Source organism: Micromonospora sp. NPDC051006, assembly GCF_044456245.1.
In the GTDB taxonomy this organism is placed as follows: Bacteria; Actinomycetota; Actinomycetes; order Mycobacteriales; family Micromonosporaceae; genus Micromonospora.
This window is the reverse complement of record NZ_JBITFP010000014.1, coordinates 1-23,950: the sequence shown is the minus strand read 5'-3', so window position 1 is coordinate 23,950 and position 23,950 is coordinate 1. Positions and strand designations below refer to the sequence as shown.

Here is a 23,950-nt window from a genome sequence, read left to right as displayed (position 1 = left end):
CGACGGAGCGGTACCGCGCATAGCGTCGGAGAGGTCAGATCGTCCGTCCTCACCGGGAGCACCGCGTGCCCGTTCCACCCTCCACGCCCGCCGCCGGCGGCATGCTGCGGCTCACCCTGCGCTCGCTGCGCGCCGAGGCGCTCCGGCTGCTGCTCTCCACGCTGGCCGTCGTGCTCGGCGTCGCGTTCATCGCCGGCACACTGATCTTCGTCGACGGCATGCGCTCCGGCGCCTACGAGCGGGCCGGCGCCTTCGACCGGCACACCGACCTCGGCGTGTACGCCGAGCGGCAGCCGATCCCCGCGGCCCTGGTCGACCGGGTACGTGCCGTCGACGGCGTGGCCGCCGCCGACGGGGAGCTGACCGGCACCGGCGGGGTGCTCGGCGCGGACGGCCGGCCGGTGCTCGGCTACGGCTTCCTCGCCGCCGTCCCCACCGATCCGGCTCTGCGCTCGTACCAAGTGGTCGCCGGTCGGCTGCCGGACCGCGCCGGGGAGGTGGCGCTCGACGCGCCGACGGTGGCGCAGGAGGGCTTCACCCTCGGCGCGCCGGTACGGGTCGGCGGCACCGGTGCGCCCGCCCGCCCGTACACCCTGGTCGGCACGGTCGACGTGGCCGGCACCGTCCGGGACGTCGGCGGCCCGTTCATCGGGCTGACCGGGCCGGACGCCCTCGCCGTCACCGGGATGGCGGGGTACGGCCGGATCATGGTGGCCGCCGGGCCCGGCGTCGACGAGGCGGCGCTGGCGACCCGGCTCGCCGCGGTGACGGACGCCGGGACGGTGGTGAAGGACCGCCGGCAGATCCTCGACGAGGCGGTCGAGGACGCGGTCCGCGACCTGCGACAGTTCACCATGGTGCTGCTCATCTTCGCCGGGGTGGCCGTCGTGGTGGCCGGGTTCGTCATCGCGAACACCTTCGCGATCGTGCTGGCCCAGCGCACCCGCCAGACCGCGCTGCTACGGCTGGTCGGCGCCACCCGGGGGCAGGTGTTCCGGGCCGCCCTGCTGGAGTCGGCGCTGATCGGGCTGGTCGCCTCGGCGCTGGGCGTGCTGCTCGGCGCGGCCCTGGCCGCCGGGATGGGCGCTCTGCTGCCCCGCCTCGACGTCCCCGTCAGCGGCGGGCTCACCGTCACCGCGTCGACCGTGCTGCTGAGTCTGACCCTGGGCACGGTGCTCACCGTCGCCGCGGCCCTGCTGCCGGCGTGGCGGGGCAGCCGGGTCGCGCCGGTCGCCGCGCTGACCGACGCCGCCGTGCAGCCGGGCCGTCCGGCCGGCCGGCTCCGGCTGGCCGCCGGCGGGCTGGTTCTCGCCGCGGGGATAGCCGCGCTGCTCGGTGCGGCCGCCGCGGCCCAGATCGCGTTGGTGGCGCTCGGCGGGGTGCTCGCCTTTCTCGGCATCGTGCTCTTCGGCCCGGTGCTCGTCCCGGCGATGATCCGCGTCCTCGGCTGGCCGGTCCGACCGCTGGCCGGGGCGACCGCCGGTCTCGCCGTGGCCAACGCGGTGCGCAATCCGCGCCGCGCGGCCGCCACCACCACCGCCCTGGTGATCGGCATCAGTCTGGTGTCCGCGTTCCTGGTCGGCGGGCGCAGCACCAAGGACGGCATCGAGCGCAGCGTGGACGCCCAGATCGGGGTCGACTTCGTGGTCACCGGCATCGGCGGGGACCTGCCCGCGCCGCTCGCCGGCGAGCTGCGGGCCCGACCGGAACTCGGCGTGGTGCACGAGGAGCGCACCGCGGTGACCGACCGCATCGAGGTGCGCGCGGCCCACCCGGTGCTGATCGGCCGGACGCTGACCGCGGTGGCGGCCGGTGACCTCGCCCGGTTCGGCCCGGGCACGGTCCTCGTGCACGAGGAGCTGGCCGCCGCGCGGGGTTGGCGGGTCGGGTCCACCGTCACGCTGCGCGGCCGGCCGTTCCGGGTCGCCGCGGTGGTCGCCGACGACACTCCGGTGGCGGGCGGCACGGTCGCCGAGGGGCACGTGCTCGACGTGGTGGACGACGACTTCAGCGTGCTCTTCCCGCGGGAACGGGGCTACCTGGCCGAGATCGACCCGGCGGCGGGGGTCGGCGCCGCGCAGGCCCGCGCGGCCATCGAGACGGTCCTCGGCCGGTACCCGACGGTGAACCTGATGGACCAGGCCGCGTACAAGAAGATGCTCACCGGCACGGTGGACATGCTGCTCGGCTTCGTCACCGCGCTGCTCGGCCTCGCCGTGGTGATCGCGCTGGTCGGGGTGGCGAACACGCTCAGCCTGTCGGTGGTGGAGCGCACCCGGGAGAACGCCGTGCTGCGCGCCGTCGGGCTCAGCCGGCGCCGGATGCGGGCCATGCTCGCCATCGAGGCGGTGCTCATGGCGTTGGTCGGCGCGCTGCTCGGGATCGGCCTCGGCGCCGGGGTGAGCGCCTCGGCCATGGCGCTGCTGAATCGCATCGGCGGGGACTTCCACGTGGTGCTGCCGGTCGGTCAGCTCGCCCTGATCCTCGCGGTGGCGGTGGTGGCCGCCCTGCTCGCCTCGGTGCTGCCGGCCCGCCGGGCGTTGGCCCGCCCGGTGGTGGCGGCGCTCGCCGACCAGTGACGGCCGGCCGGTGAACGGCCACCGGCCCGGAACCGTCGGCAGGCGCGACGGGACCGGGCCGGGCGGTGCCGGGTCAGAGTCGCTCGACCACCGGGCCGGAGCAGCGGTTGCGGGCGTCGAAGATGTACCGGGCGTGCCGGGTCACCAGCTCGTAGTCGAAGACGTCGTGGTCGGTCACCACGACCACCGCGTCCGCGGCCTGGATCTCCCGTTCGGTCAGGTTCACCACGGCGACGCCGGCGGGCACGTGGTGCGGCTCGGCGTACGGCTCCACCGCGCGTACCTCCGCGCCGAGCCGCTGCAACCGCTGGGCCACGTCGACGGCGGGGGAGTCGCGCATGTCGCCGGTGTTCTTCTTGTACGCGAGCCCGAGCAGCAGCAGCCGGGCGCCGGTGACCGCCCGGCCGGTCCGGTTCAGCCCGGCCATCACCCGCTGCGTGACGTGCTCGGGCATCTCGTGGTTGATGTCGTTGGCCAGCTCGATGAACCGGAACTGCCGGCCCAGCCGCCGCTTGACCTGCCAGGACAGGTAGCACGGGTCGATCGGCAGGCAGTGCCCGCCGACGCCCGGGCCGGGCCGGAACGGCATGAACCCGAACGGCTTGGACTCGGCCGCGTCGATCGCCTGCCAGACGTCGATGTCCAGGTGGTGGGAGAGCATCGTCAGCTCGTTGATCAACGCGATGTTGACCTGGCGGAAGGTGTTCTCGATCAGCTTGGTCAGCTCGGCCACCCGGGTCGAGTCCACCGGCACCGTCCGCTGGACGAGGCGCTGGTAGAACTCGTCGACCCGGGCCAGCGAGGCGGCGTCCACCCCGGAGACCACCTTCGGGGTGTTCTCCAGCCGCCAGCTCGGGTTGCCCGGGTCGATCCGTTCCGGGCTGTAGCCCAGGTGGAAGTCACCGGGGCTGTGCAGCCCGCTGGCCGACTCCAGCAACGGCAGCAGCAGTTCCTCGGTGGTGCCCGGGTAGGTGGTGGACTCCAGGATGACCGCGCAGCCGGGCCGGACGTACGGGCCGATCCCGATGCCGGCCTGCTCGACGAAGCTGAGGTCCGGGGTGCCGTCACGCAGCGGGGTGGGCACGGTGATCACGCAGATGTCGAAGCCCTCGGCGTCGGTGTACTCCGTGCTCGGCAGGTACCGGCCGCTGCTCAGCGCGCGGCCCAGCCGGTCGGTCGGGATGTCCTCCACGAACGACTCGCCCGAGGCGAGCCGCTTGACCCGGTCGGCGTCGACGTCCAGGCCGACCACGTCCAGGCCGGCCTCCACGGCCCGCATGGCCAGTGGCAGTCCGACGTACCCCTGGCCGATGACGACCAACTTCTCAGTGCTCACCCGAGCTCCCGCGGCAGATGGAAACGACCAGGTTGGAGCCTAGGGGGGTCTCTGCGGCCGTACGTCCGTTTTGGGGATATCGGGACTGGTGTGCTCTGTCGGGCATCCGGCAACCGCCGGCCGTCACCTTCCGCAGGTGCGCCGACGCCGTCCCGCCCCGGACCAGGGACTGGTGGACGGTGGCGGCGGCTCAGCCCGCCGGCGGGCCGTTCGGGTCGTTCTGGCTGCTCTCCGTCGCGGTCGGCTCCGGGTTCTCCGTCGTCGGCGGTGCGGAGGTCGTCGGCGTCTCGGTCGGCGGCGGGGCCGTGGTCGTCGGGGCCGGCGACTCCGGGCTGGCCGACTCGCTCGGCTGCGCGCTCGCGCTCGGGCTGGCCGACACCGACTCGCTCGCGCCCGGCGCGGCCGGCCGGTCCGGCCGGGCCGGGTCGGAGGTGATCTCCTCGTTGGCCGCCGGCAGGTCGGCGCGGCCGGTCGGGGCCACCGCCGGCGCGGTGGTGGGAAGCTCGACCGCCGGGGCGTTGGCATACTTGGCCGCGCCGAGCGCCGCTGCCAGGCCGGTCAGTGCCACCAGCACCGCCGCGGCGGCACCGACGAGCGCGCGACGTCCGCGCCGGCGACCCGGCTGCCCGGCGGCGGCGAGCACCGCCTCGGACGAGAGCTCCGCCTGGGTGTCCGGACCGGCTCCGCGCAGCGGGGCCGCCGTCACCATGGCGGTCGGCGGGGCGCCGTCGGTCACCGCGGTACGCGCCGCCTCGGCCATCGCCGCGCCGCTGCTGAAGCGGTCGGCCGGATCCTTGGCCAGCGCCCGTGACACCAGGGCGCGAACCGCCTCGGGGATGTCGTGTTGCAACTCCGGCGGTTCGTCGTCGAGGTGCCGGACGGCGACCTGCAACGGGTTGTCCCCGGTGAACGGCGGCCCGCCGGTCAGGCAGCAGAAGGCGACCGCGCCGAGGGCGTAGATGTCGGTGGCGCCGCTGACCGGCCGGCCCGCGGCCTGCTCGGGCGCCATGTAGAGCGCGGTGCCGGGCACCGCGTTGGTGCTGGTGATGCTGGTCACGTTGGTCGACCGGGCCACCCCGAAGTCGACCAGGACCACCGTGCCGTCCTCCTGGACCAGGAGGTTGCTCGGCTTCACGTCGCGGTGCACGATGCCGCCGCGGTGCGCCGCGTTCAGCGCCTGGGCGGCCTGGGCGACGATCGACATGGTCTCGGCGACGTCGAGCCGGCCGGCGGCCTCGATCCGCTTGGACAGCGGTTCGCCCTGGACGAACTCCATGACCAGGTAGTCGGCCCGGCTGCCGTCGGGCAGGTCGTCCTCGCCGCAGTCGAAGACCTGCACGATGCCCGGGTGTCGCAGCGCGGCCATGATCCGCGCCTCGGCCCGGAACCGGGCGATGAAGTCCGGGTCGGAGACCAGCGCCGGCAGCAGGACCTTGACCGCGACCTGCCGGCCGAGGACCAGGTCCGTGCCCCGCCAGACGTCGCCCATGCCGCCGGTGGCGACGCGTTCGTCCAGGCGGTACCGACCGCTGAGTACGACCTCCGATGACAACACGGGATTACCGTACCCAGAGCGGTCGCGGACCACGCGGCGCGCTGGGCCGCGTCGGTCGATGCCGCCACCACCGCGGCGACCGACCCGCCGCGGTTCCGCCATCCGCGACTGTGACGCTGGGGCAGTGATCCGTGACAGCATGCGACATGCTGCCGCGCAGGACGGCCCTGCGGCTGGACGGAGCAACCGCCGAGGTCACGTAGCGTCCGCGGGGGCGGTCGCGTTACGGCGACACACCGTAGTCCGAGCTTGATAATTGTCACTCTTCCGTGACGTCCTGCTGACTTGTCGGTGCCATGGTCCGCTCCTACCGTTAGCCCGACTCGGGGCCGCTTCACGGCGCCGGTACGGCGCCCCGCCGACCGTCATCCACCGTGGCGAGCGTCCAGACGCGCCGCCCGGGCCACGGCGGTCGCGGGGCGATCAGGCCAGCGGGGGGCTGAGAGAGTGCGGGAACAGGTCCGGTCGACGGACCGGGCGGGCATCGCGTGCGCCAGCACCGGCGTTCGCCGCTCCGGCGTGACCCGGGGACGGCATGACTGCTGAGCTGAACGAGGCGGTCGCGGCGGCCCAGGCCGGGGACGAGGACGCCTTCCGCTTCCTCTACCGAAGCCTCCAGCCGGGCCTGCTGCGATATCTGACCGCCCTGGTCGGCGCGGACGCCGAGGACGTGGCGTCGGAGACCTGGCTGCAGATCTCCCGGGACCTGCCCAGCTTCACCGGCGGCGAGTTCCGCGCCTGGACGGTCACCATCGCCCGCAACCGCGCCATGGACCACCTGAGGCGGCAGCGGCGTCGCCCGTCCCTGCCGGTACCGGTGCAGGCGCTCAGCGAGCTGGCCGGCGACGCCGACACCGCCGAGCGGGCCGGGGAGACCATCGGCACCGAGGCCGCGCTCGCGCTGATCGCCACCCTGCCGCCGCGCGAGGCGGAGGCCGTCCTGCTCCGGGCGGTCATCGGTCTGGACGCCGAGACCGCCGGCCGGGTGCTCGGTCGCCGGGCCGGCGCGGTGCGCACCGCCGCCCACCGAGGCTTGCGCCGGCTCGCCGCGCTGATGGAGCGCCGCGACCTCCGGTCGCCCGCCGCGTCCGAGGGTGCGGCTTCGCCCGACGGCGCGGCACCGCTGGACGGCGCGGCTTCGCCCGACAGCGCGGCACCGCCTGACGGCGTATCGCCGCCCCGGCCCCGGGGCGGCCGGCGCCCGCAGGCGCCGCGCGCCGAACCGGCGGATGGTTGACGTGAGGGGATTCAGGATGAGCAGGCGTCGGCCGGACCGGCCCGTCGACCGCGCCGAGGCGGATCGGCTCCTCGACACGTCCCGAGCCGGCGAGCCCGCCGCCCCGACCGATCCGCTGGCCGCACTGCTGGCCGCCGCGTCCGCTCCGGCGCGCCCGGACGAGCTGGCCGGGGAGGAGGCCGCGATGGCGGCGTTCCGGGCAGCCCGGGCCGCCCCGGCGCCGGTACGCGCCCCGCGCCGCCGCCGGTTCACCGCGCGCGCCCTGGCCTGGTCCGCCGGAGTGCTGGCCACCGCCACCGCCGGCGCGGCGTTCGCCGCGGTCAGCCTGGACGGGCCACCGGATCCGACCCCGCCGCCCGGCCCGGCCACCCCGGCCCCGAGCACCGGCCGGCCGGACGGCTCACCCACCGGTGGCGCGACGCCCACCGGCGACCCAGGAGCCTCCTCGACGCCGGCACCGAGCCCTAGCAGCAGCGGCCCGTCCGCCGCCCCGAAGCGTGACGGGGCGTTGGCCGGGCACTGCCGGGCGTACCTGGCCAAGAACCCGGCCCAGCGGCAGAAGGCCCTGGAGACCCCCGGGTTCGCGCCGCTCGTCGCTGCCGCCGGTGGCGCCGGGCAGGTCGAGGCGTACTGCCAGCGGCTGGTCACGCAGGACGGGCCCGGCCCGGCGACCGGCCCGACCGACGGTTCCGGCGACGGCTCCGCCAAGGAGAACGGATCCGGCACCGGCAACGGATCCGGCACCGGCAACGGATCCGGCACCGGCAACGGATCCGGCACCGGCAACAGGTCCGGCAACGGCAACGGCAACGGCGACGGGGCGGACGCGGAGAACGCGACCGGGACCGCCCGCACCGGCAAGCGGGTGGGCGCGGGCGACGAGCCGGCCGAACCCGTCACTCCCGCCACGGATCGGCCCACCCCGGCGGCCGGCTGAAGATCGCCCAGGCCGGGTCTGGCGTCGGACCGGGACCGGGCCGGCCATTCCCGCCGAGCGTACGAAATTCGTCTGCTAGACAGAGGATGGTGAGGCCCCGGACGCCGGCCGAGAGTGTCGCCGGGTGGCGTTACGGTGGCACGGTGTCCGAGGGCGGGCACGGGAGGGGGCCATCCGATGGTGACGTCACCCGAGCTGGAGCGCGGCGCGATCCTGCACGAATCCGCTGCCGCCGCCCGCCACCTCGCGCGGATCTGTTTCAAGACCGGCCCCCCGACCCGCACCGGCGTCGAACTGGAATGGACCGTGCACGACGCCGCCGATCCCGCCCGCCCGGTCGATCGTGGCCGGCTCCAAGCGGCGCTGGGGCGGCACAGCCCCGCCACCCTCGACCACACGAGTCCCGCCGAGCCACTGGGCAACGGCAGCGCGGTGACCCTCGAGCCGGGCGGGCAGCTCGAGATCTCCACCCCGCCGCGAGCCTCGATCGCCGCGCTCGTGCGCGCCACCGAGGCCGACATCGCCGAGGTCGCCGGCCTGCTGCGGGCGGCGGGACTGCTCCTCGGCCGCGCCGGCATCGACCCGCACCGGCGACCCCGGCCGGTCCTGCACACTCCCCGCTACCGCGCCATGCGCCGCGTCTTCGACCAGCGCGGCTCCGCCGGGCGCACGATGATGTACTCCACCGCCGGGCTGCAGGTCTGCCTCGACGCGGGGCAGCCCGAGCTTCTCCCGCTGCGCTGGGCGGTCGCGCACGCGGTCGGGCCCCCGCTGCTCGCGGCGTTCGCCACCGCCGATCGGCACGCCGGGCGACCCACCGGCTGGGCCTCCGCGCGGATGGCGGCCTGGCTGGCGATCGACCCGGCCCGCACCGGCCCGGTCTGGTCGCCGCGGCGGCCCGACGAGGATCCGACGGCCGCCTGGATCCGCTACGTGCTCGCCGCACCGCTGCTCTGCCTACGCAAGCCGGGGCCGGACTGGACGCCCCCGCCCGGCGTCACGTTCGCCGACTGGTTGGCCGGCGCGCTGCCGAGGCCGCCGACCACCGACGACCTCGACTACCACGTGAGCACGCTCTTTCCGCCGGTACGCCCGCGCGGCTACCTGGAACTGCGCTACCTCGACGCGCAGCCGGGCCGGGGCTGGGTGATCCCGCTGGCGATGCTGGCCGCCCTCTTCGCCGACCCGGGCACCCTGCACGCCGCCCATGTCGTCAGCGCGCCGGTGGCCGACCGCTGGCACGCCGCGGCCCGCCACGGGCTCGCCGACCCGGCGCTCGGGGCCGCCGCCGCGCAACTGTTCGACCTGGCGCTCGCCGCCCTGCCGCGGCTCGACCTGCCACCCGACCTGCACGAGCAGACCGACCGAGGCATGCGGCGGCGGCGCACCGCCGCGGTGAGGGGAGACCGGTGACCGACACGACCGACAGGCTCGGCACGGAGCAGCTACGCGAGCGGATAGCGACCGAGTTGGAACGCACCCGGGCACGGACCGCGCTGCTGACCGACGTCGTCGACGACGGCGACCTGATGCGGCAGCACTCCCCGCTGATGTCCCCGCTGGTCTGGGATCTCGCCCACGTCGGCAACCAGGAGGAGCTATGGCTGGTCCGGGACGTCGGCGGGCGTCCGGCCGTCCGGCACGACATCGACGAGCTCTACGACGCGTTCAAGCAGCCCCGCAAGGACCGCCCGACGCTGCCGCTGCTGCCGCCGGGCGAGGCCCGCGCCTACGTGCGTACCGTCCGCGACAAGGTCCACGACCTGCTCGACGGGATCCGGTTCACCGACCAGCCGCTGGTCGCGGACGGGTTCGCCTTCGGGATGATCGTCCAGCACGAGCAGCAGCACGACGAGACGATGCTCGCCACCCACCAGCTGCGCTCCGGGCCGGCGGTGCTGCACGCCCCACCGCCGCCGCCACCACGGGCCCGGGTCGGCGGGGAGGTGCTGGTCCCGGCCGGTGAGTTCACCATGGGCACCGACACCGACCCGTGGGCGCTGGACAACGAGCGCCCGGCGCACCGGGTCGAGCTGCCCGCGTACGTGATCGACGCGGCGCCGGTGACCAACGGGGAATACCGGCGGTTCATCGCGGCGGGCGGCTACGACGACCCGCGGTGGTGGAGCGCGCCCGGCTGGGCGCACCGGGTGGCGGCGGAACTCACCGCGCCGATGCACTGGCGACGCGACGGCGACGGCTGGGCCTACCGGCGGTTCGGCCGCTGGGCGCCGGTCCGCGACGACGAGCCGGTCGTGCACGTCTGCTGGTACGAGGCGCAGGCCTACGCGACCTGGGCCGGCAAGCGGCTGCCGACCGAGGCGGAGTGGGAGAAGGCGGCCCGGTGGGACCCGGCCACCGGGCGGTCCCGTCGCTATCCGTGGGGCGACGAAGACCCGACGGCCGCGCACGCCAACCTCGGTCAGCGCCACCTGTCACCGGCGCCGGTCGGCGCCTATCCGCAGGGGGCGTCCCCGCTCGGTGTGCACCAGTTGATCGGCGACGTCTGGGAGTGGACCGCCAGCACCTTCCGGGGCCACCCCGGCTTCACCGCCTTCCCCTACCGGGAATACTCCGAGGTCTTCTTCGGCGACGACTACCAGGTGCTGCGCGGTGGATCGTTCGGCACCGACCGGGCCGCCTGTCGGGGGACGTTCCGCAACTGGGACTACCCGATCCGCCGGCAGATCTTCAGCGGGTTCCGCTGCGCCCGCGACGCCCGGCCCGAGGAGTCGCAGCCGTGACCCTCGCCCGCCGCGACCGGCCGGTGGCCGGCGGCGGTGCCGGCTGATGTGTCGTCACCTGGCCTACCTCGGGCCCCCGGTCACCCTGGCGGAGCTGCTGTTCGACCCGCCCTACTCGCTGGTCCGGCAGTCCTGGGCACCGCGCGACATGCGCGGCGGCGGCACCATCAACGCCGACGGCTTCGGGGTCGGCTGGTACCCGGGCGACGGTGAGCCGGTGCGCTACCGGCGTGCCCAGCCGATCTGGAGCGACCCGACGGTCGCCCAGTTGGCCGGGGTCACCTCGGCTGGCGCGGTTCTCGCCGCCGTCCGGTCCGCGACCGTGGGCATGGCGGTGCTCGACAACGCGGCCGCTCCGTTCGCCGAGGGGCGCTGGCTGTTCAGCCACAACGGCCTGATCCGCGGCTGGCCCGACGCGGTGCTGACGCTCGCCGCCGACCTGCCGGTGCGGGATCTGCTGACCCTGGACGCGGCCACCGACTCGGCGTTGCTCTGGGCGCTGACCCGCCACCAGCTGCGGGCCGGCGTCGACCCGGCCGACGCGGTGGCCTCGACGGTGACCGCGGTGGCCGCGGCGGCACCGGGGTCCCGGCTCAACGTGCTGCTCACCGACGGCCGCACCGCGGTCGCCAGCGTGTTCGGGCACGCGCTGTCGGTGCGGGAGACCCCGGACTCGGTGCTGCTGGCCTCCGAACCGCACGACGACGACCCCGGCTGGCGGGCGGTGCCGGACGGGCAGCTGGTGACCGCCGTCGCCGGCCGGGTGCGGCTGCGTCCGCTCGGGCGGCAGTGAGCACGGCGGGGCGATGCCGAACAAGGTCCATCTCACGTGAAGGGAAGTGCCTGAATGAGCGCCGAGCCACTGGAGATCCACATCGAGGAGCAGGACCTGGCCCGCGGACTGCGCGACGACGTCCGCGTCGGGCTGACGGCGCAGCCGAAGTGGTTGCCTCCCAAGTGGTTCTACGACGCCCGGGGCAGTGAACTCTTCGAGGAGATCACCCGGTTGCCCGAGTACTACCCGACCCGGGCGGAGCGTGCCGTGCTGGCCGCCCGGGCGCCGGCCGTGGCCGAGCTGACCGGGGCGAAGACCCTGGTCGAGCTGGGCTCGGGCTCCTCCGACAAGACCCGGCTGCTGCTGGACGCCTTCACCCGGCGCGGCGGGCTGGGCACCTTCGTCCCGCTGGACGTCTCGGCCAGTGCCCTGCGCGGCTCCACCGCGCAGATCGCCGCCGACTACCCGGGGCTACGGGTACGCGGCATCGTGGGCGACTTCACCCGCCACCTCGACCGGCTGCCCACCGGCGGGCGGCGGCTGGTGCTCTTCCTCGGCGGCACGATCGGCAACCTGCTCCCCGCCGAGCGGGCCGAATTCCTGGCCGGCACCCGGGCCGCGCTGGAGTCCGGGGACTGGCTGCTGATCGGCACGGACCTGGTCAAGGACCCGTCGGTAATCGTGCCCGCCTACGACGACGCGGCCGGGGTGACCGCCGAGTTCAACCGCAACGTGCTCCGGGTGGTCAACCGTGAGCTGGGGGCGGACTTCGACCCGGCGGCGTTCACCCACGTGGCGCGCTGGGACGCGGAGCACGAGTGGATCGAGATGCGGCTGCGCGCCGACCGGCCGATGTCCGTGCGGGTGGCCGATCTCGACCTGGACGTGACGTTCGCCGCGGGGGAGGAGCTGCGCACCGAGATCTCCGCGAAGTTCCGCCCGGCGGGCGTCGCGGTCGAGCTGGCCGCTGCCGGCTTCGCCGTCGAGGCGTTCTGGACCGACGCCGACGGGCTCTTCGGCGTCACGCTGGCCCGCGCCACGTGACGCCCGCGCCGGTCGCCGGGTGAGTCTGCGCACCCGGCCCGGCCGCGCCCGTCCGTGATCGGATAGGCTCAGCCACGCGAAGGGGAGTAGCCCCCAATGTCGTGGTCGACATACTGGCGTGTTCCGCGCCCGGCCACGCGGCCCCGGTAAACGGGGCGGGCGAGACCTTCGACTCAGGCTGTTGCAGCCGGGTCGAGGGCGCCCCCACACCTCCTCCCGGCCTGATCGGGAAGGGTGTCATGGAAGGATTCCTCGCCGCGCTGGTGATCAGCTTCGGCGTCATCTTCGTCGCCGAGCTGGGTGACAAGAGTCAGCTGATGGCGCTGACCTTCGCCACGCGGTTCAAGCCGTTGCCGGTCCTGATCGGCATCACCGTCGCCACCGCCGTGGTGCACCTGGCGTCGGTGGCCATCGGTGTCGGCCTCGGCGCGGTGCTGCCGACCGAATGGATCTCCCTGGTCGCCGGGCTGGCCTTCCTCGGCTTCGCCGCCTGGACGCTGCGCGGAGACACCCTCACCGAGGAGGAGCGGCGCAAGGCGGAGAAGACCAGCAAGTCGGCGATCGTCGCCGTCTCGGTGGCGTTCTTCCTCGCCGAGCTGGGTGACAAGACGATGCTCGCCACCATCACGCTGGCCACCCAGTACGGCTGGTTCGGCACCTGGCTCGGCTCGACCGTGGGCATGGTGGCCGCGGACGCGCTGGCGATCCTGGTCGGCCGGATGCTCGGGCGCCGGCTGCCGGAGAAGGTCATCAAGTACGGCGCGGCGGTGCTCTTCGCCATCTCCGGGCTCTGGCTGATCCTGGAGGCCGTCGTCGAGTTGACCTGAGGATCGACTACCACCGCGCCCACCGGGTAACGGCCCGGGATGGGCGTCGAGGAGATCCTTCGCCAGGGTGACCAGGTGCTGGTCGTCGTGGTGGAGGTGGCCGGCGCGCTGATCATCTTTCTCGGCGCGGTCTGGGCGGCGGTGCGCTTCGTGGTCGAGGGGCTGCGACACCGCACCGCCGCCGTCTTCACCCCGATCCGGCTCACCCTCGGCCGGTTCCTCACCCTGGGCCTGGAGTTCCAACTCGCGGCGGACATCCTGCGCACCGCGGTGTCCCCGACGTTCGACCAGATCGGCCAGCTGGCCGCGATCGCCACCATCCGGACCGCACTGAACTACTTCCTGGGCCGCGAGATCCGGCAGGAGCAACGGCAGGTCAGTGAGCCGGAGCGGTCGGGATGATTGCAGTCCTGATCACCACGGTCACCGCGCTGGCGCTGGTCACCGGCGTGGCCGTGCTGCTCGCCACCCGTCGGGCGCGCACCGCCGTACGGGTGCTGCTGGATCTGCTGACCGCCGCCGGTCTGCTCCGGCTCGCGGCCGCCCGGGGCTGGCCGGATCTCGGCGCGGCGGCGGCGATCGTGGTGCTGCGCCAGCTGCTCTGGGCGTCGCTGGCCGCCTGGCGCCCGTGGCCGCGGCGACAATCTCGGCCGCGCTGCGGGCAAGACGATCACCACCTACCGTTGGCGGTAGGTGGTGAAGCGGGAGAAACCGGGAGGATGACCAGATGAGCAGGCATGACGAGCCGAACGAGTACGGCTTCGCCGGCGGCGCCACCGCGCCGGAGCCGCCGCCCGGCGGGCGGGTCGACGAGCAGGACCGGGCCGAGGAGGTGGCGGTGCCGGGCGACGACCTCATGGAGCCGGCCAGCGAGGCGGTCGTCGAGGAGACCGGCGAGGAGCCCCCGGAGGACCGCCGGGACTGACCGTCGACGCTGGTCCCTTCCCGGGGCCGGGCCGGTCACGTCGGCCGCTGGTAGACGTCCGGCACACCGTCGCCGTCGGCGTCGGCGCGCTCCTTCTCGGCGAGCCGGCGGTAGACCGCGTTGCGCCGGGTCAGCACGACGGCGGCCAGCGCGGCGGAGATCAGCGAGCCGGCGAGCACGGCCACCTTCACCCGTTCGTCGGCCGCGGTGCCCGCGCCGAAGGCCAGCTCGCCGATCAGCAGTGAGACGGTGAACCCGATACCGGCCAGCAGGGCCAGGCCGAGCAGGTCCGACCAGGTGATGTCCTCGTCCAGCTCGGCCCGGGTGAACCGGGCCAGCAGGAACGTCGAGGAGAAGATCCCCACGCTCTTGCCGAGCACCAGCCCGGCGACCACGCCGATCACCACCGGGTCGGTCAGCACCGCGCCGAGGTCCGCCTCGCGCAGCGCCACGCCGGCGGCGAAGAACGCGAAGATCGGCACCGCCACGCCGGCCGAGACTGGTCGCCACCGGTGTTCCAGCCGCTCGGCCAACCCGGCGCCGCCGCGCCGACCGCGCAGCACCGGCACGGCGAAACCGAGCAGCACCCCGGCCACGGTGGCGTGCACGCCAGAGGCGTGCACCAGCGCCCAGGTGGCGGCGGCGAGCGGCAGCAGCGCCCACCACCAGGTGCGGCGCCGCTGCACCAGCAGCGCGAAGAGCCCGAGCGGCACGATCGCCGCGAGCAGCGGCAGCAGGTCGAGGTGCGCGGTGTAGAAGACCGCGATGATGGTGATCGCGAACAGGTCGTCGACCACCGCGAGGGTGAGCAGGAAGGCCCGCAGCCCCTGCGGCAGGTGGGAGCTGATCAGCGCGAGCACGGCCAGGGCGAACGCGATGTCGGTCGCGGTGGGGATCGCCCACCCCCGCAGTCCGTCGCCGCCGGTGCTCGCGGTGACCGCGACGAAGATGAGCGCCGGTACCAGCATGCCGCCGAGCGCCGCCACCACGGGTAGCGCCGCGCGGCGCGGATCCCGCAGTTCACCGGCGACGAATTCCCGCTTGAGCTCCAAGCCGACCACGAAGAAGAAGATGGCCAGCAGCCCGTCGCCGGCCCAGCTCGCCAGATCCAGGTCGAGATGCCAGCGGGCGCCCCCCGGCCACGGCACGAATTCGCGCAGCCCGGCGTAGGACTCCGTCCATGGTGAGTTCGCCCAGATCAGCGCGACCACCGCGCCGAGCAGAAGCAGGGCCCCACCGGCCGTCTCGGTGCGCAGCATGTCGGCCACGAACCGGGCCTCCGGCCAGGACGTACGCGAGAAGAAGCGGCCGCCGGAGCGGGACGGGTCGGTGCGGGGGGTGCGGTCGGTCATGCGGGGGGTCCACCTCGGGAGTCTCGGGACGGCACGGATCGATCGCCGACCAGACTTCCCGGCACACCGTCACCGACCCTATCTGCCCGGGGTTGGTCGGGCGACCGCGCGGCCGAGCGGGCGAGGGAGTGGACCGGTCGTACTTTTCCCGCCGGTACGCCGATGCCGAATGGCTCTTTGCCGGGTTGGTATTTCGGGCACACCTCTCGTCCCCAAAAACGCATAACTCCGGACATAAGTCGCATGAGCCGCTTTAATAGTTTCACGAGTTAAAGACGACCTTGGGGGTTTTCGTGAAGTTCTTTGGCGTTACCGGCCTGGCACGGAGGCGCGCCTGATGGACCTGCTTCGCCAACTTCGCCACGTACGCCGGCACTGGTGGGTCGTGCTGGTCACCGTCATGGTGGCTCTGGGTGTCAGCGCGTTCCTCACCGTCCGGGCTCAACCCCGGTACGTCGCCTCGGTGACCTTCTTCGTCACCACGCCGAACCAGGGTGTCTCGGACGCCTATCAGGGCGGCCTCTTCCTCCAGCAGCGCGTCAAGTCGTACGCCGACCTGCTCGCCAGCGACCGGCTCGCGCAGAGTGTGGTGGCCGAAAACCCGGTCGGCCTGACCGCCGACGAGGTGCAGCGCCGGATCAGCACCTCGACCGAGGCGGGCACCGTCCTGCTGCGCGCGTCGGTGACCGACACGGACCAGACCCGGGCGCTGAAGGTCACCGAGACCCTTTCGGCCAAGTTCGTCGAACTCGTACAGCGGGTCGAGACCCCGCCGGAGGGCAAGGCGCCGATCAAGATCGAGGTGGTCAGCGGGCCCCGGGTCAGTTCCAGTCCGGTCTCGCCCCAGCCGGTGCGCAACCTGACGCTCGGCGGACTGATCGGTCTGCTCCTCGGCGTCGCGCTGGCGATCCTGCGCGGCGTGGCCGACGTGCGGCTGCGCGACGCGGCGGGCCTGCAGCGGGCCACTGGTAGCCCACTGCTCGGCGAGATCCCGTTCGAGGGCAGCGCCCGCTCGGCGCCGCTGATCGTCGGCGACGCGGCCACCTCCTCGCGCGCCGAGGCGGTCCGCAAGCTGCGCACCAACCTGCGCTTCGTCGACGTGCACGAGCCGGCCCGGGTCATCGCGGTCACCAGCGCCCTGCAGGGGGAGGGCAAGACCACGCTCTCCTGCAACCTGGCCATCGCGCTCGCCGAGGCGGGCTGGCGGGTGCTGCTGGTCGACGCCGACCTGCGCCGTCCCAAGGTCGACGACTATCTGGGCATCGACGCCGGCGTCGGTCTCACCGACGTGCTGGTGGGCGACGTCCAGGTCGGTGACGTGGTGCAGCGCTGGGGGGACAAGTCCCTGCTCGTGCTGCCCAGCGGCTCGGCCCCGCCGAACCCGAGCGAGCTGCTCGGCTCCAAGGCGATGGCGGACCTGCTGCTGGCCCTGCGCGAGTCCGCGGACATCGTCATCATCGACACCGCGCCGCTGCTCGCGGTGACCGACGGCGTGGTGGTGGCGGTCCAGGCCGACGGCGCGCTGCTGGTCAGCCAGCAGGGGCGGACCTCGCGGACCCAGGTGTCCGCCGCCGCCCGCGCGCTGCACTCGGTCTCGGTGCGGCTGCTCGGCTGTGTGCTGAACATGGCCAAGATGCCCAAGGCCGAGGCGTACCAGTACGAGGCCTACCGGGTGGTCGCGGCGGCGGAGACGCCCTCGGTGCCGACCGACCGGGCCGCCACCCCCCGGCACGCCGAGGGCACCGGGGTGAACGGCGTCAGCGACCGTACGCAGGAACTCACCCGGCTGCCCCGATGAGCGCCGCGAGGGGTCGCATCGACCGTTCGATCTCCTCGGCGCAGCTTCGGAAGTCGGCGGCCGTGCCGCCGATCGGGTCCCGCAGGTCGTCCATGCCGGGGGCGGCGGGTTGCAGCCGCCCCCGGGCCCGGGCGGCGGCCTCGACCGCGGCCCGCAGCGGGTCGCCGGCGATTTCCTCCGGCGGCTCCGCCGCGGCCGCCAGCCGGCCGAACTGGCGCAGGGTGAAGGTCCGGTGCAACGCGGCCGGCGCCAGCGAGGTGCACACCGACCGCTGGCGCCGGGTCGCGGTCAGCACCAGCGTGGCGCCGGCCAGCAGATCGGCCGCGAGCCGGCGGCTGCGGAAGTCCGTCGGGTCCGCACCGGTCTCCGCCGCGACATCCGCGGCGTACGGGTGCATCGGCAGCCCTTCGAGCGCGTCGGTGCCCGCGCTGGCCACCGTCACCGGCCTTCCCGCCAGCAGCCGCCGGGCCAGGAACTCGGCCATCGGCGAGCGGCACAGGTTGGCGTGGCAGACGAACAGCACCCGGTCGGTCATCGGGACCCCTCTCGTCGGTGCCGTCGCGGGCAGGCTCGCCGCGACGGCGGAGCGCCGGCGGTCGCGGCCGGACGCGGAGGGGTTGCCCGCATCGTACGCGGGCCCGGTCTCCGAACGCCGCGCTGCCGCGCCGGTGCCGGCGATCCACCCGGCGGTGACCGGATGAGGATCGGGATCCTGTCGTACCACTTTCCGCCGGAGCCGGCCTTCATTCCGGGCAGCCTCGCCGAGGAGCTGGCCGCGCGCGGGCACGAGGTCCGGGTGCTCACCGGCTTCCCGGACTACCCGGGCGGGCAGGTCTACCCGGGTTGGCGGCAGCGGTGGCGGCACGAGACGCGCAGCGAGCGGCTGACCGTCCGGCGGGTACCCCGGTACTCCGGCGGCGACGGGTCCACCGGCACGCGGATGGCCAGCTACCTCTCGTTCGCGGGCAGTGCCACACTGGTCGCCCGGCGGTTCCTCGCCGGCATCGACGCGCTCTACGTCTTCCAGCTGCCGGCCACCAGCTTCGCCGCCGCCGGCGTACTGCGGCTGCTCGGGCGGGTGCCCACCGTCCTGCACGTGCAGGACGTCTGGCCGGAGGAGGCCACCGGCGGCGACGCGCGGTGGGCCGCCCGGATCGGTGCCGCGACGGCGCGGACCTACCGGGCCGCGGACCGGATAGCCGTCGTCGCGCCGTCGATGCGGGAGCTGGTGGTGACCGGGGGCGCCGACCCGGCCCGGGTGTCGGTGGTGCTCAACTGGACCGACGAGCGGATCTTCCAACCGGCGCGACCGAGTTCGGCGGCGCGTCAGCTGGTCCGCCGGGACGGTCGCTGCGTGGTGATGCACGCCGGGACGATCGGTGCCCGCCAGGGGCTGGAGACTGCGGTACGGGCGGCGGCTGCCCTCGACCGCACGCTGGACCTGGTCCTGGTGGGCTCGGGCGCGGACGAGCGGCGGGTGCGGGGGCTCGCCGCCGATCTGCGCGCCGACAACGTCCGGTTCGTCGAGCGGCGCTCGCCGGTGGACATGCCGGACCTCTACGCCGCCGCCGACTACCAGCTGGTGATGCAGCGCGACCTGCCCGAGTTGAACGGGACCGTACCCGGCAAGTTGCAGGCGGCGCTCTCCTGCGCGGCACCGGTGGTCGCCTCCGCCGGCGGTGACACCGCCGAGCTGGTGGAGCGGGCCCGGGCCGGGCTCTCCTGCCCACCCGAGGACTGGGCCAGCCTCGCCGACCGCTTCTGGCTCGCCGCCACCATTCCGCCGCCGGCCCGGACCGACATGGGCCGTCGCGGGCGGGAGGCGTACCTGCGCGAGATGTCGCTGCCGGCGGGCGTGGACCGCATCGAGCGGATGCTCCGCGACGCCGCGGCGACCGGCGTTTCCGCCCGCTGAGCGGCGCGAACAAACCTCTCGTAATGAGTGAGAACCGCCATAACGTCACGTTATCGGGCGCGAGGCTGTTAAGAACATCGAAGGTATGGGGCTTCTGTCCGGTTCCAGGAACGGGGAGTGTGGAGTGACGGAGAGCGTACGATCCCATCGTCGGCGGAGCCGGTCCCGCCGTCGCAGGCGTGCCCGCCTGCGACGCGTCCTGCTCGCGGGCCTGGTGGTCGGCTCCCTGCTGCTGGTGACCGGCGGTTGGGTGGGGTTCCGTGGCTGGCAGGCCCGGGCCCACCTGTTGAACGCCGCCGGCCTGGCCCGGGAACTCAGTGCGCAGGTGGTGGGTGGGGACACCGAACGGGCCCAGCGCACCCTCGCGGCGTTGCAGGACCAGGCCGGTGCGGCACGCGGTGCCACCGATGATCCCGGGTGGTGGATCGGCCGTCGTGCGCCGCTGGCGGGGGACAACCTCGGGGCGGTGCGGCAGATCGCGGTGGCCGTCGACGACCTGGCGCGCCAGGCCTTTCCGACGCTGCTCCGAGCCGACCTGACCAGCCTGGTGCCGACCGAGGGGCGGCTCGACGTGGGCCGGCTCCGCAGCGTCTCCGCCGAGTTGTCCACCGCGAACGAGGCGGTCCAGCAGACCCGGCGCGACCTGGCGGCGGTCTCCGGCGACGGCCTGGTCAGCCAGGTCCGCCAGGCCCTCACCGACCTGCGCGGGGAGATCGATCGGCTGGCCGGGCTGACCTCGGCGGCCGACCAGGGCGCGCGACTGCTGCCGGCGCTGCTCGGCGCCAACGGGGCACGCCGATACCTGCTGGTCTCGCAGAACCTGGCGGAGCTGCGCGCCACCGGCGGCATGTTCGGCGCGTACGCGGTGATCGAGGCCGAGGGCGGCCGGGTGCGGATGGGGCGCCAGGACAGCAGCGCCTCGCTCGGCCAGTTCACCCCGCCGCTGCCGCTGACCAAGGAGGTGCGCCGGCTGTGGACCGACCTGCCGGGCATCTACCCGGCCGATGTCAACCTCACCCCGCACTTCCCGACGGCGGCTGCCCTCTACCGGGAGATGTTCCGCCGCAAGACCGGGACGAAGGTCGACGGCGTGCTGGCCGTCGACCCGGTGGTGCTCTCCTATCTGCTCAAGGCCACCGGTCCGGTGCTGGTGCCCGGCGCGGTGCCGCTGGCCAGCGACACCGCGGTGCGGACCCTGCTCAACGAGACCTACCAACGGCTCGGCAACAAGCAGCAGGACGAGTACTTCGCCGCCTCGGCGGCCGCGGTCTTCGACACCTTCTTTAAGAAGAATGTCAACCCGAGGGTGTTGTTGTCCGGATTCGACCGTGCTATCACGGAACGCCGGATATTGTTCTGGAGTGCCCACCCGGAGGAACAGCGGACAGTCGGCGACAGTCGGATGGCCGGGACGCTTCCGGAACAGGACACCGTGCCGACGGTCGGCGTGTTCCTCAACGACGGCAGCGGCGCGAAGCTCGGCTACTACCTGCGTCCGGCGGCGACGCTGGCGGTCGGCGAATGCCGGTCCGACGGTCGCCGTGAACTCCGGCTGCGGGTCACCCTGCGCTCGACGGCGCCGAAGTCCGGTCTCAGCAAATCGGTCCTCGGCCTCGGCCTGGCGGGTGACCCGTACACCGTCCGCACGCTGGTGTCGGTCTTCAGTCCGGCGGGTGGGGCGGTGGTCGACGCCCGACTCGACGGGGCCGAGGCGGCAATGGGCAGCGGCACCGAACGGGGCCGCCAGGTCGCCACGGCGAACGTGGAGGTCGGCCCCGGCGCCAGCCGGGACCTGGAGGTAACCGTCCTGACCGGAAAGAAGACCGGCACAGGAAAGGCCGAGCTGTGGCTAACCCCCACGGCCACCCCATGGACCACCCAAGTAGATACCGCACCAAGCTGTGACCAGTAGGAGGGAACCAATCATGCGGCTATCCCGCATCATCATGGCGCTCACGGTCGGTCTGGCCGTGGTGGCCGTGCCGACCGCAGCGGGGGCGGCCCAGCCGCAGCCGGCGCCAACAGTCACGGACACGCCACAACCACCGCCGTACGTCCCGCAGCCCGCGTCGCTCACCGTGAACCGGCCGACCATCAACCTCGGCGAGACCGTGGTCCTCACGGGCCGCAACTTCGGCCCGAACGAGACGGTCGACATCGTGGTCTCGGTGACCCCGCTGGCGGCTCCGGCGGCGAACCAGCCGCGCCGCAGTGACGGCAGCACCGTCGCGATGGCGCCGGTGGCCTACCAGGCGAGCGCGCCGCTGAGCTTCACGGCGTACACCAACTCGCAGGGCCGGTTCACCAAGCACTACAAGCCGCACGTGACCGGTCTGCTGACCTTCACCGCGACCGGCCGGGAGTCCGACCGGACGGCCAGCACCGAACTGCGTGTGCTGGACAAGAAGCAGCCTCCGCTGCCCGTCACGGGCGACAGCCTGGGCACGCCGATGAAGATCGGCGGCGGGATGGTCGGCGCGGGCGCTGTGCTGCTGCTCCTGACGCTGGCCTGGCGCAGCCGTGGCCGGTTCGGAATGGGTTCCGCGCGCTGACGCGGCACCGTTCCGGGTAGGGCCCGGAGAACCATTGCTGGCGCCCGTCGGAGTTTCCTCCGACGGGCGCCAGCCTCTTGGCGTCACCCGCCGCCGGCGAACGTCCATCGCGCTCGCCCGGCGGCACGGTCCACGCTCGAGCGTCAGCAGGCGGGATAGAGCCGGCGGGTGCCGACGCCCGCCGCGTACGCGGCCCGGTCGCTGAACCGGCAGCCGTAGTCCGCGGCGGCGACCGCCGCGCGATCGGTCACCGTGTCGCCGGCCGGCCGCTTGCCGGCGCGGACCCAGGAGACCAGATCGTCCCAGGCGGCGCCGGCCTCGGCCGGGGTGAACTCGCAGTGCTGCGTCGACCGGATCGCCCGCTGCACGAGCAGCCGGCTCCGGCCGTGCCGCGCCACGTCCGCGGCGTACGTCTGCTCCATCGAGAACGGTACGAACAGGTCGCCGAGGCCGTGCAGGCTGAGCACCGGCGCGGTCGGCCGGCCCGCGATCCGCGGCACCTCGGTGAGCGTCGGCAGCAGCCGCTGGCGCAGGTTCTCGGGCGCGACCCGTCGCACGGTGGCGTTCACGTCCACCGGACTGTTCGGCGCGTAACGGGTGAACAGGTTGGTGGAGAGCTGGCCCGGACGTTCGGCGGGGGAGTCGCCGCCGCTGGTGACGCTGATCGAGAAAAGGAAGTCCTTCCAGACCGCGAAGGCCGCCGTCGCGCCCGGACGCGGACCGCCGGAGCGGTTGACGGTGATGTCCCGCAGCTGCTTTCCCAGCTCGTTGGTGGTGTCCGGGCCGGTCGGGGTGAGCCCGGCCAGGCCCAGGGCCGCCTGGATCCGCGGCACCGCATTGGTCAGGTAGTCCGCCGGCGTCGGATAGGCGGGCACCCCGGCGAGCGCCTGGGCGACCAGGTTGTAGTCGAGGAAGAAGTCCAGCAACGTCTGGTCGCCCAGCACGCCGCACATCGGCAACGCCCCGTCGTAGTAGCCGGGGTACTGCTCCAGCGAGCGGGCGGTGACGTACCCGCCCATCGACACCCCGGTCAGGTACGTCCGGTGGGGACGCTTGACCACCCGGGCGAAGTGGTCGGCCAGGTCCTTCGTGCTCAGCACGCCAGAGCGGATGTTGAACCCGTTGCGGTCGTACGACGACGACGCCCACGCGTACCCCTGCTCCAGCAGGCGTTGCCGCAGGCCGAAGCCGGGCGTCTCGGTGGTGAGGACGTTCTCCTGGCCCCGGTAGCCGTGCGCCCACATCACCAGGTCGCCGTTCCACCGGGCCGGGACCTCGATGATGTAGCCGGCGTGGCGGTGCACCCCCTGACGTACCACGGTGGGCTTGCCACCCACCACCAGCGGCGCCAGGGGTGGATTCTCGATGGTGTAGCCGGGCAGCGGCTGCGTGTCGCCGGAGCCGCGGTCGGCGGCGGTGGCCGGCGCGGCGCCGGCCAGCCCGACCGCGAGGGCCAGGCTCGCGGCGGCGGCGATCAGACGGCGGAGGCTGTGGGCGGACGAGGACAGCATCGTGCTCCCCCTCGGACGGGTGTCGCCCACCGGGGCGACCAGGCGGGACGGATGCCTACCGGCCGGTAGCGCCCTGAACCTAGGACCGGCGTCGAGCACTGTCAATGGCTGTGCTGACCTCCCGGTCAGTCCATCGGCCGACCTTCCGTCCACCGGCCGAGCCGTCCCCGAGTGCGGGTCACCGGCGTCGTCCGGTTCACTGGGCGGCGTGAACGACTCCTCTTCGCTGTCACCGGGCGATCCGGCTTCCGGCCTCGATTCGGTCTGGGTCGCGGCGCGTACCTCCCGTGCCTGGCTGGACGCGGCCAACGGGACCGGGCAGCAGGAACTCACCTGCCGCATCCTCAAGCTCACCGAGGAGGCGGGGGAGGTCGCGGGCGCCTGGATCGGACTGCTGGGGCAGAACCCGCGCAAGGGCGTGACACATACCCGGGAGGATGTGGCCGCCGAACTGGCCGACGTCGCCTTCACCGCCCTCGTCGCCATCGAGAGCCTCGGCCTGGACGCGCGGACCGTCCTGGACCGATGTGCCACCAAGGTCCTCGGCCGGATCGCGGACACTCCCGATCCGACCTGATCCGAGCGACCCGCTTTCTCCCGCCCTGGCCACGGAGCCCTCGCATGCGCCAACTGATCTCGCGCCGGCTTGATCCACTCGGTTCCGCCACCATGGCGTCGTCGGGCGCTTGATCCACACCGTTTCGCCACCATGGCGTCGTCGGGGCGCTTGATCCACACCGTTTCGCCGACATGGCGGTGTCCCTCCCGGGCGGTTTCAAGCGGCTGTTGCAACGAGGTGCTTGTTGAGTACCTCGGCAGGATTCTGCCAGTCGAGGGTTTGGCGGGGTCGTCCGTTGAGTTCC

At 73.7% G+C, this 23,950-nt stretch carries 21 protein-coding genes; 16 read left to right on the top strand and 5 right to left on the bottom strand.

The features are described 5' to 3' along the window. Positions 1–101: 101 nt before the first annotated feature. Positions 102–2,579, top strand: a complete 2,478-nt coding sequence (locus ACIBBA_RS20965) for an ABC transporter permease (RefSeq protein WP_396699706.1) — start codon at positions 102–104, stop codon at positions 2,577–2,579. 73 nt (positions 2,580–2,652) lie between these two features. On the opposite strand, the gene ACIBBA_RS20960 is transcribed toward ACIBBA_RS20965, so the two are convergent. Together ACIBBA_RS20960 and ACIBBA_RS20955 are read right to left on the bottom strand one after the other, a co-directional pair. Then, a complete protein-coding gene (locus ACIBBA_RS20960) occupies positions 2,653–3,915 on the bottom strand; it encodes a nucleotide sugar dehydrogenase (protein WP_396699475.1) in 1,263 nt (420 codons plus the stop codon). Between the two features lie 190 nt (positions 3,916–4,105). Further along, entirely contained in the window at positions 4,106–5,470 is a 1,365-nt protein-coding gene (locus ACIBBA_RS20955) for a serine/threonine-protein kinase (RefSeq protein ID WP_396699474.1), read from the bottom strand. A gap of 535 nt (positions 5,471–6,005) precedes the next feature. Between ACIBBA_RS20955 and ACIBBA_RS20950 the strand changes: the two genes are divergently transcribed. The 10 genes from ACIBBA_RS20950 (at position 6,006) to ACIBBA_RS20905 (ending at position 13,959) form a co-directional block, all read left to right on the top strand. Beyond that, entirely contained in the window at positions 6,006–6,707 is a 702-nt protein-coding gene (locus ACIBBA_RS20950) for an RNA polymerase sigma factor (protein WP_396699472.1), read from the top strand. A gap of 16 nt (positions 6,708–6,723) precedes the next feature. Then, positions 6,724–7,644, top strand: a complete 921-nt coding sequence (locus ACIBBA_RS20945; protein ID WP_396699470.1) for a hypothetical protein — start codon at positions 6,724–6,726, stop codon at positions 7,642–7,644. Between the two features lie 177 nt (positions 7,645–7,821). Beyond that, positions 7,822–9,057 (top strand): ergothioneine biosynthesis glutamate--cysteine ligase EgtA, encoded by a 1,236-nt coding sequence (gene egtA, locus ACIBBA_RS20940; protein ID WP_396699468.1) that lies wholly within the window; start codon positions 7,822–7,824, stop codon positions 9,055–9,057. Beyond that, positions 9,054–10,388 (top strand): ergothioneine biosynthesis protein EgtB, encoded by a 1,335-nt coding sequence (gene egtB / locus ACIBBA_RS20935; RefSeq protein WP_396699466.1) that lies wholly within the window; start codon positions 9,054–9,056, stop codon positions 10,386–10,388. The genes egtA and egtB overlap by 4 nt, the downstream gene beginning before the upstream one ends. Before the next feature lie 46 nt (positions 10,389–10,434). Further along, complete coding sequence (egtC, locus tag ACIBBA_RS20930) at positions 10,435–11,181, top strand: ergothioneine biosynthesis protein EgtC (protein WP_396699464.1); 747 nt, start codon at positions 10,435–10,437, stop codon at positions 11,179–11,181. Between the two features lie 54 nt (positions 11,182–11,235). After that, positions 11,236–12,207: an L-histidine N(alpha)-methyltransferase gene (gene egtD, locus ACIBBA_RS20925; protein WP_396699462.1), complete on the top strand. Its 972-nt coding sequence runs from the start codon at positions 11,236–11,238 to the stop codon at positions 12,205–12,207. 239 nt (positions 12,208–12,446) lie between these two features. After that, complete coding sequence (locus tag ACIBBA_RS20920) at positions 12,447–13,034, top strand: TMEM165/GDT1 family protein (protein WP_396699460.1); 588 nt, start codon at positions 12,447–12,449, stop codon at positions 13,032–13,034. 39 nt (positions 13,035–13,073) lie between these two features. After that, entirely contained in the window at positions 13,074–13,436 is a 363-nt protein-coding gene (locus ACIBBA_RS20915) for a DUF1622 domain-containing protein (RefSeq protein ID WP_350876175.1), read from the top strand. Then, positions 13,433–13,765, top strand: coding sequence for a hypothetical protein (locus ACIBBA_RS20910; protein ID WP_396699458.1), 333 nt, complete (start codon positions 13,433–13,435; stop codon positions 13,763–13,765). The genes ACIBBA_RS20915 and ACIBBA_RS20910 overlap by 4 nt, the downstream gene beginning before the upstream one ends. Then, positions 13,762–13,959, top strand: coding sequence for a hypothetical protein (locus tag ACIBBA_RS20905; RefSeq protein ID WP_396699456.1), 198 nt, complete (start codon positions 13,762–13,764; stop codon positions 13,957–13,959). Before ACIBBA_RS20910 ends, ACIBBA_RS20905 begins: the two co-directional genes overlap by 4 nt. 35 nt (positions 13,960–13,994) lie before the next feature. Here the strand turns inward: ACIBBA_RS20905 and nhaA are convergent, their stop codons facing one another. Continuing rightward, positions 13,995–15,311: a Na+/H+ antiporter NhaA gene (gene nhaA / locus ACIBBA_RS20900; protein ID WP_396699454.1), complete on the bottom strand. Its 1,317-nt coding sequence runs from the start codon at positions 15,309–15,311 to the stop codon at positions 13,995–13,997. Positions 15,312–15,648: 337 nt separating this feature from the next. On the opposite strand from nhaA, the gene ACIBBA_RS20895 reads away from it, so the two are divergent. Further along, complete coding sequence (locus ACIBBA_RS20895; RefSeq protein ID WP_396699452.1) at positions 15,649–17,109, top strand: polysaccharide biosynthesis tyrosine autokinase; 1,461 nt, start codon at positions 15,649–15,651, stop codon at positions 17,107–17,109. Here ACIBBA_RS20895 and ACIBBA_RS20890 read toward each other — a convergent pair. Then, positions 17,090–17,644 (bottom strand): low molecular weight phosphatase family protein, encoded by a 555-nt coding sequence (locus ACIBBA_RS20890; protein ID WP_350876165.1) that lies wholly within the window; start codon positions 17,642–17,644, stop codon positions 17,090–17,092. The two genes, ACIBBA_RS20895 and ACIBBA_RS20890, sit on opposite strands and share 20 nt — an antisense overlap. 162 nt (positions 17,645–17,806) lie before the next feature. Between ACIBBA_RS20890 and ACIBBA_RS20885 the strand changes: the two genes are divergently transcribed. From ACIBBA_RS20885 to ACIBBA_RS20875, 3 genes are all read left to right on the top strand, one after another. After that, positions 17,807–19,024, top strand: coding sequence for a glycosyltransferase family 4 protein (locus ACIBBA_RS20885; protein WP_396699450.1), 1,218 nt, complete (start codon positions 17,807–17,809; stop codon positions 19,022–19,024). Between the two features lie 124 nt (positions 19,025–19,148). After that, entirely contained in the window at positions 19,149–20,936 is a 1,788-nt protein-coding gene (locus ACIBBA_RS20880) for a DUF4012 domain-containing protein (RefSeq protein ID WP_396699448.1), read from the top strand. Positions 20,937–20,949: 13 nt separating this feature from the next. Next, positions 20,950–21,576, top strand: coding sequence for a hypothetical protein (locus ACIBBA_RS20875; protein ID WP_396699446.1), 627 nt, complete (start codon positions 20,950–20,952; stop codon positions 21,574–21,576). 143 nt (positions 21,577–21,719) lie between these two features. Here the strand turns inward: ACIBBA_RS20875 and ACIBBA_RS20870 are convergent, their stop codons facing one another. Next, positions 21,720–23,087, bottom strand: coding sequence for a DUF6351 family protein (locus tag ACIBBA_RS20870; protein ID WP_396699444.1), 1,368 nt, complete (start codon positions 23,085–23,087; stop codon positions 21,720–21,722). A gap of 208 nt (positions 23,088–23,295) precedes the next feature. On the opposite strand from ACIBBA_RS20870, the gene ACIBBA_RS20865 reads away from it, so the two are divergent. Beyond that, positions 23,296–23,664 (top strand): MazG-like family protein, encoded by a 369-nt coding sequence (locus tag ACIBBA_RS20865; RefSeq protein WP_396699442.1) that lies wholly within the window; start codon positions 23,296–23,298, stop codon positions 23,662–23,664. Positions 23,665–23,950: the final 286 nt, after the last annotated feature.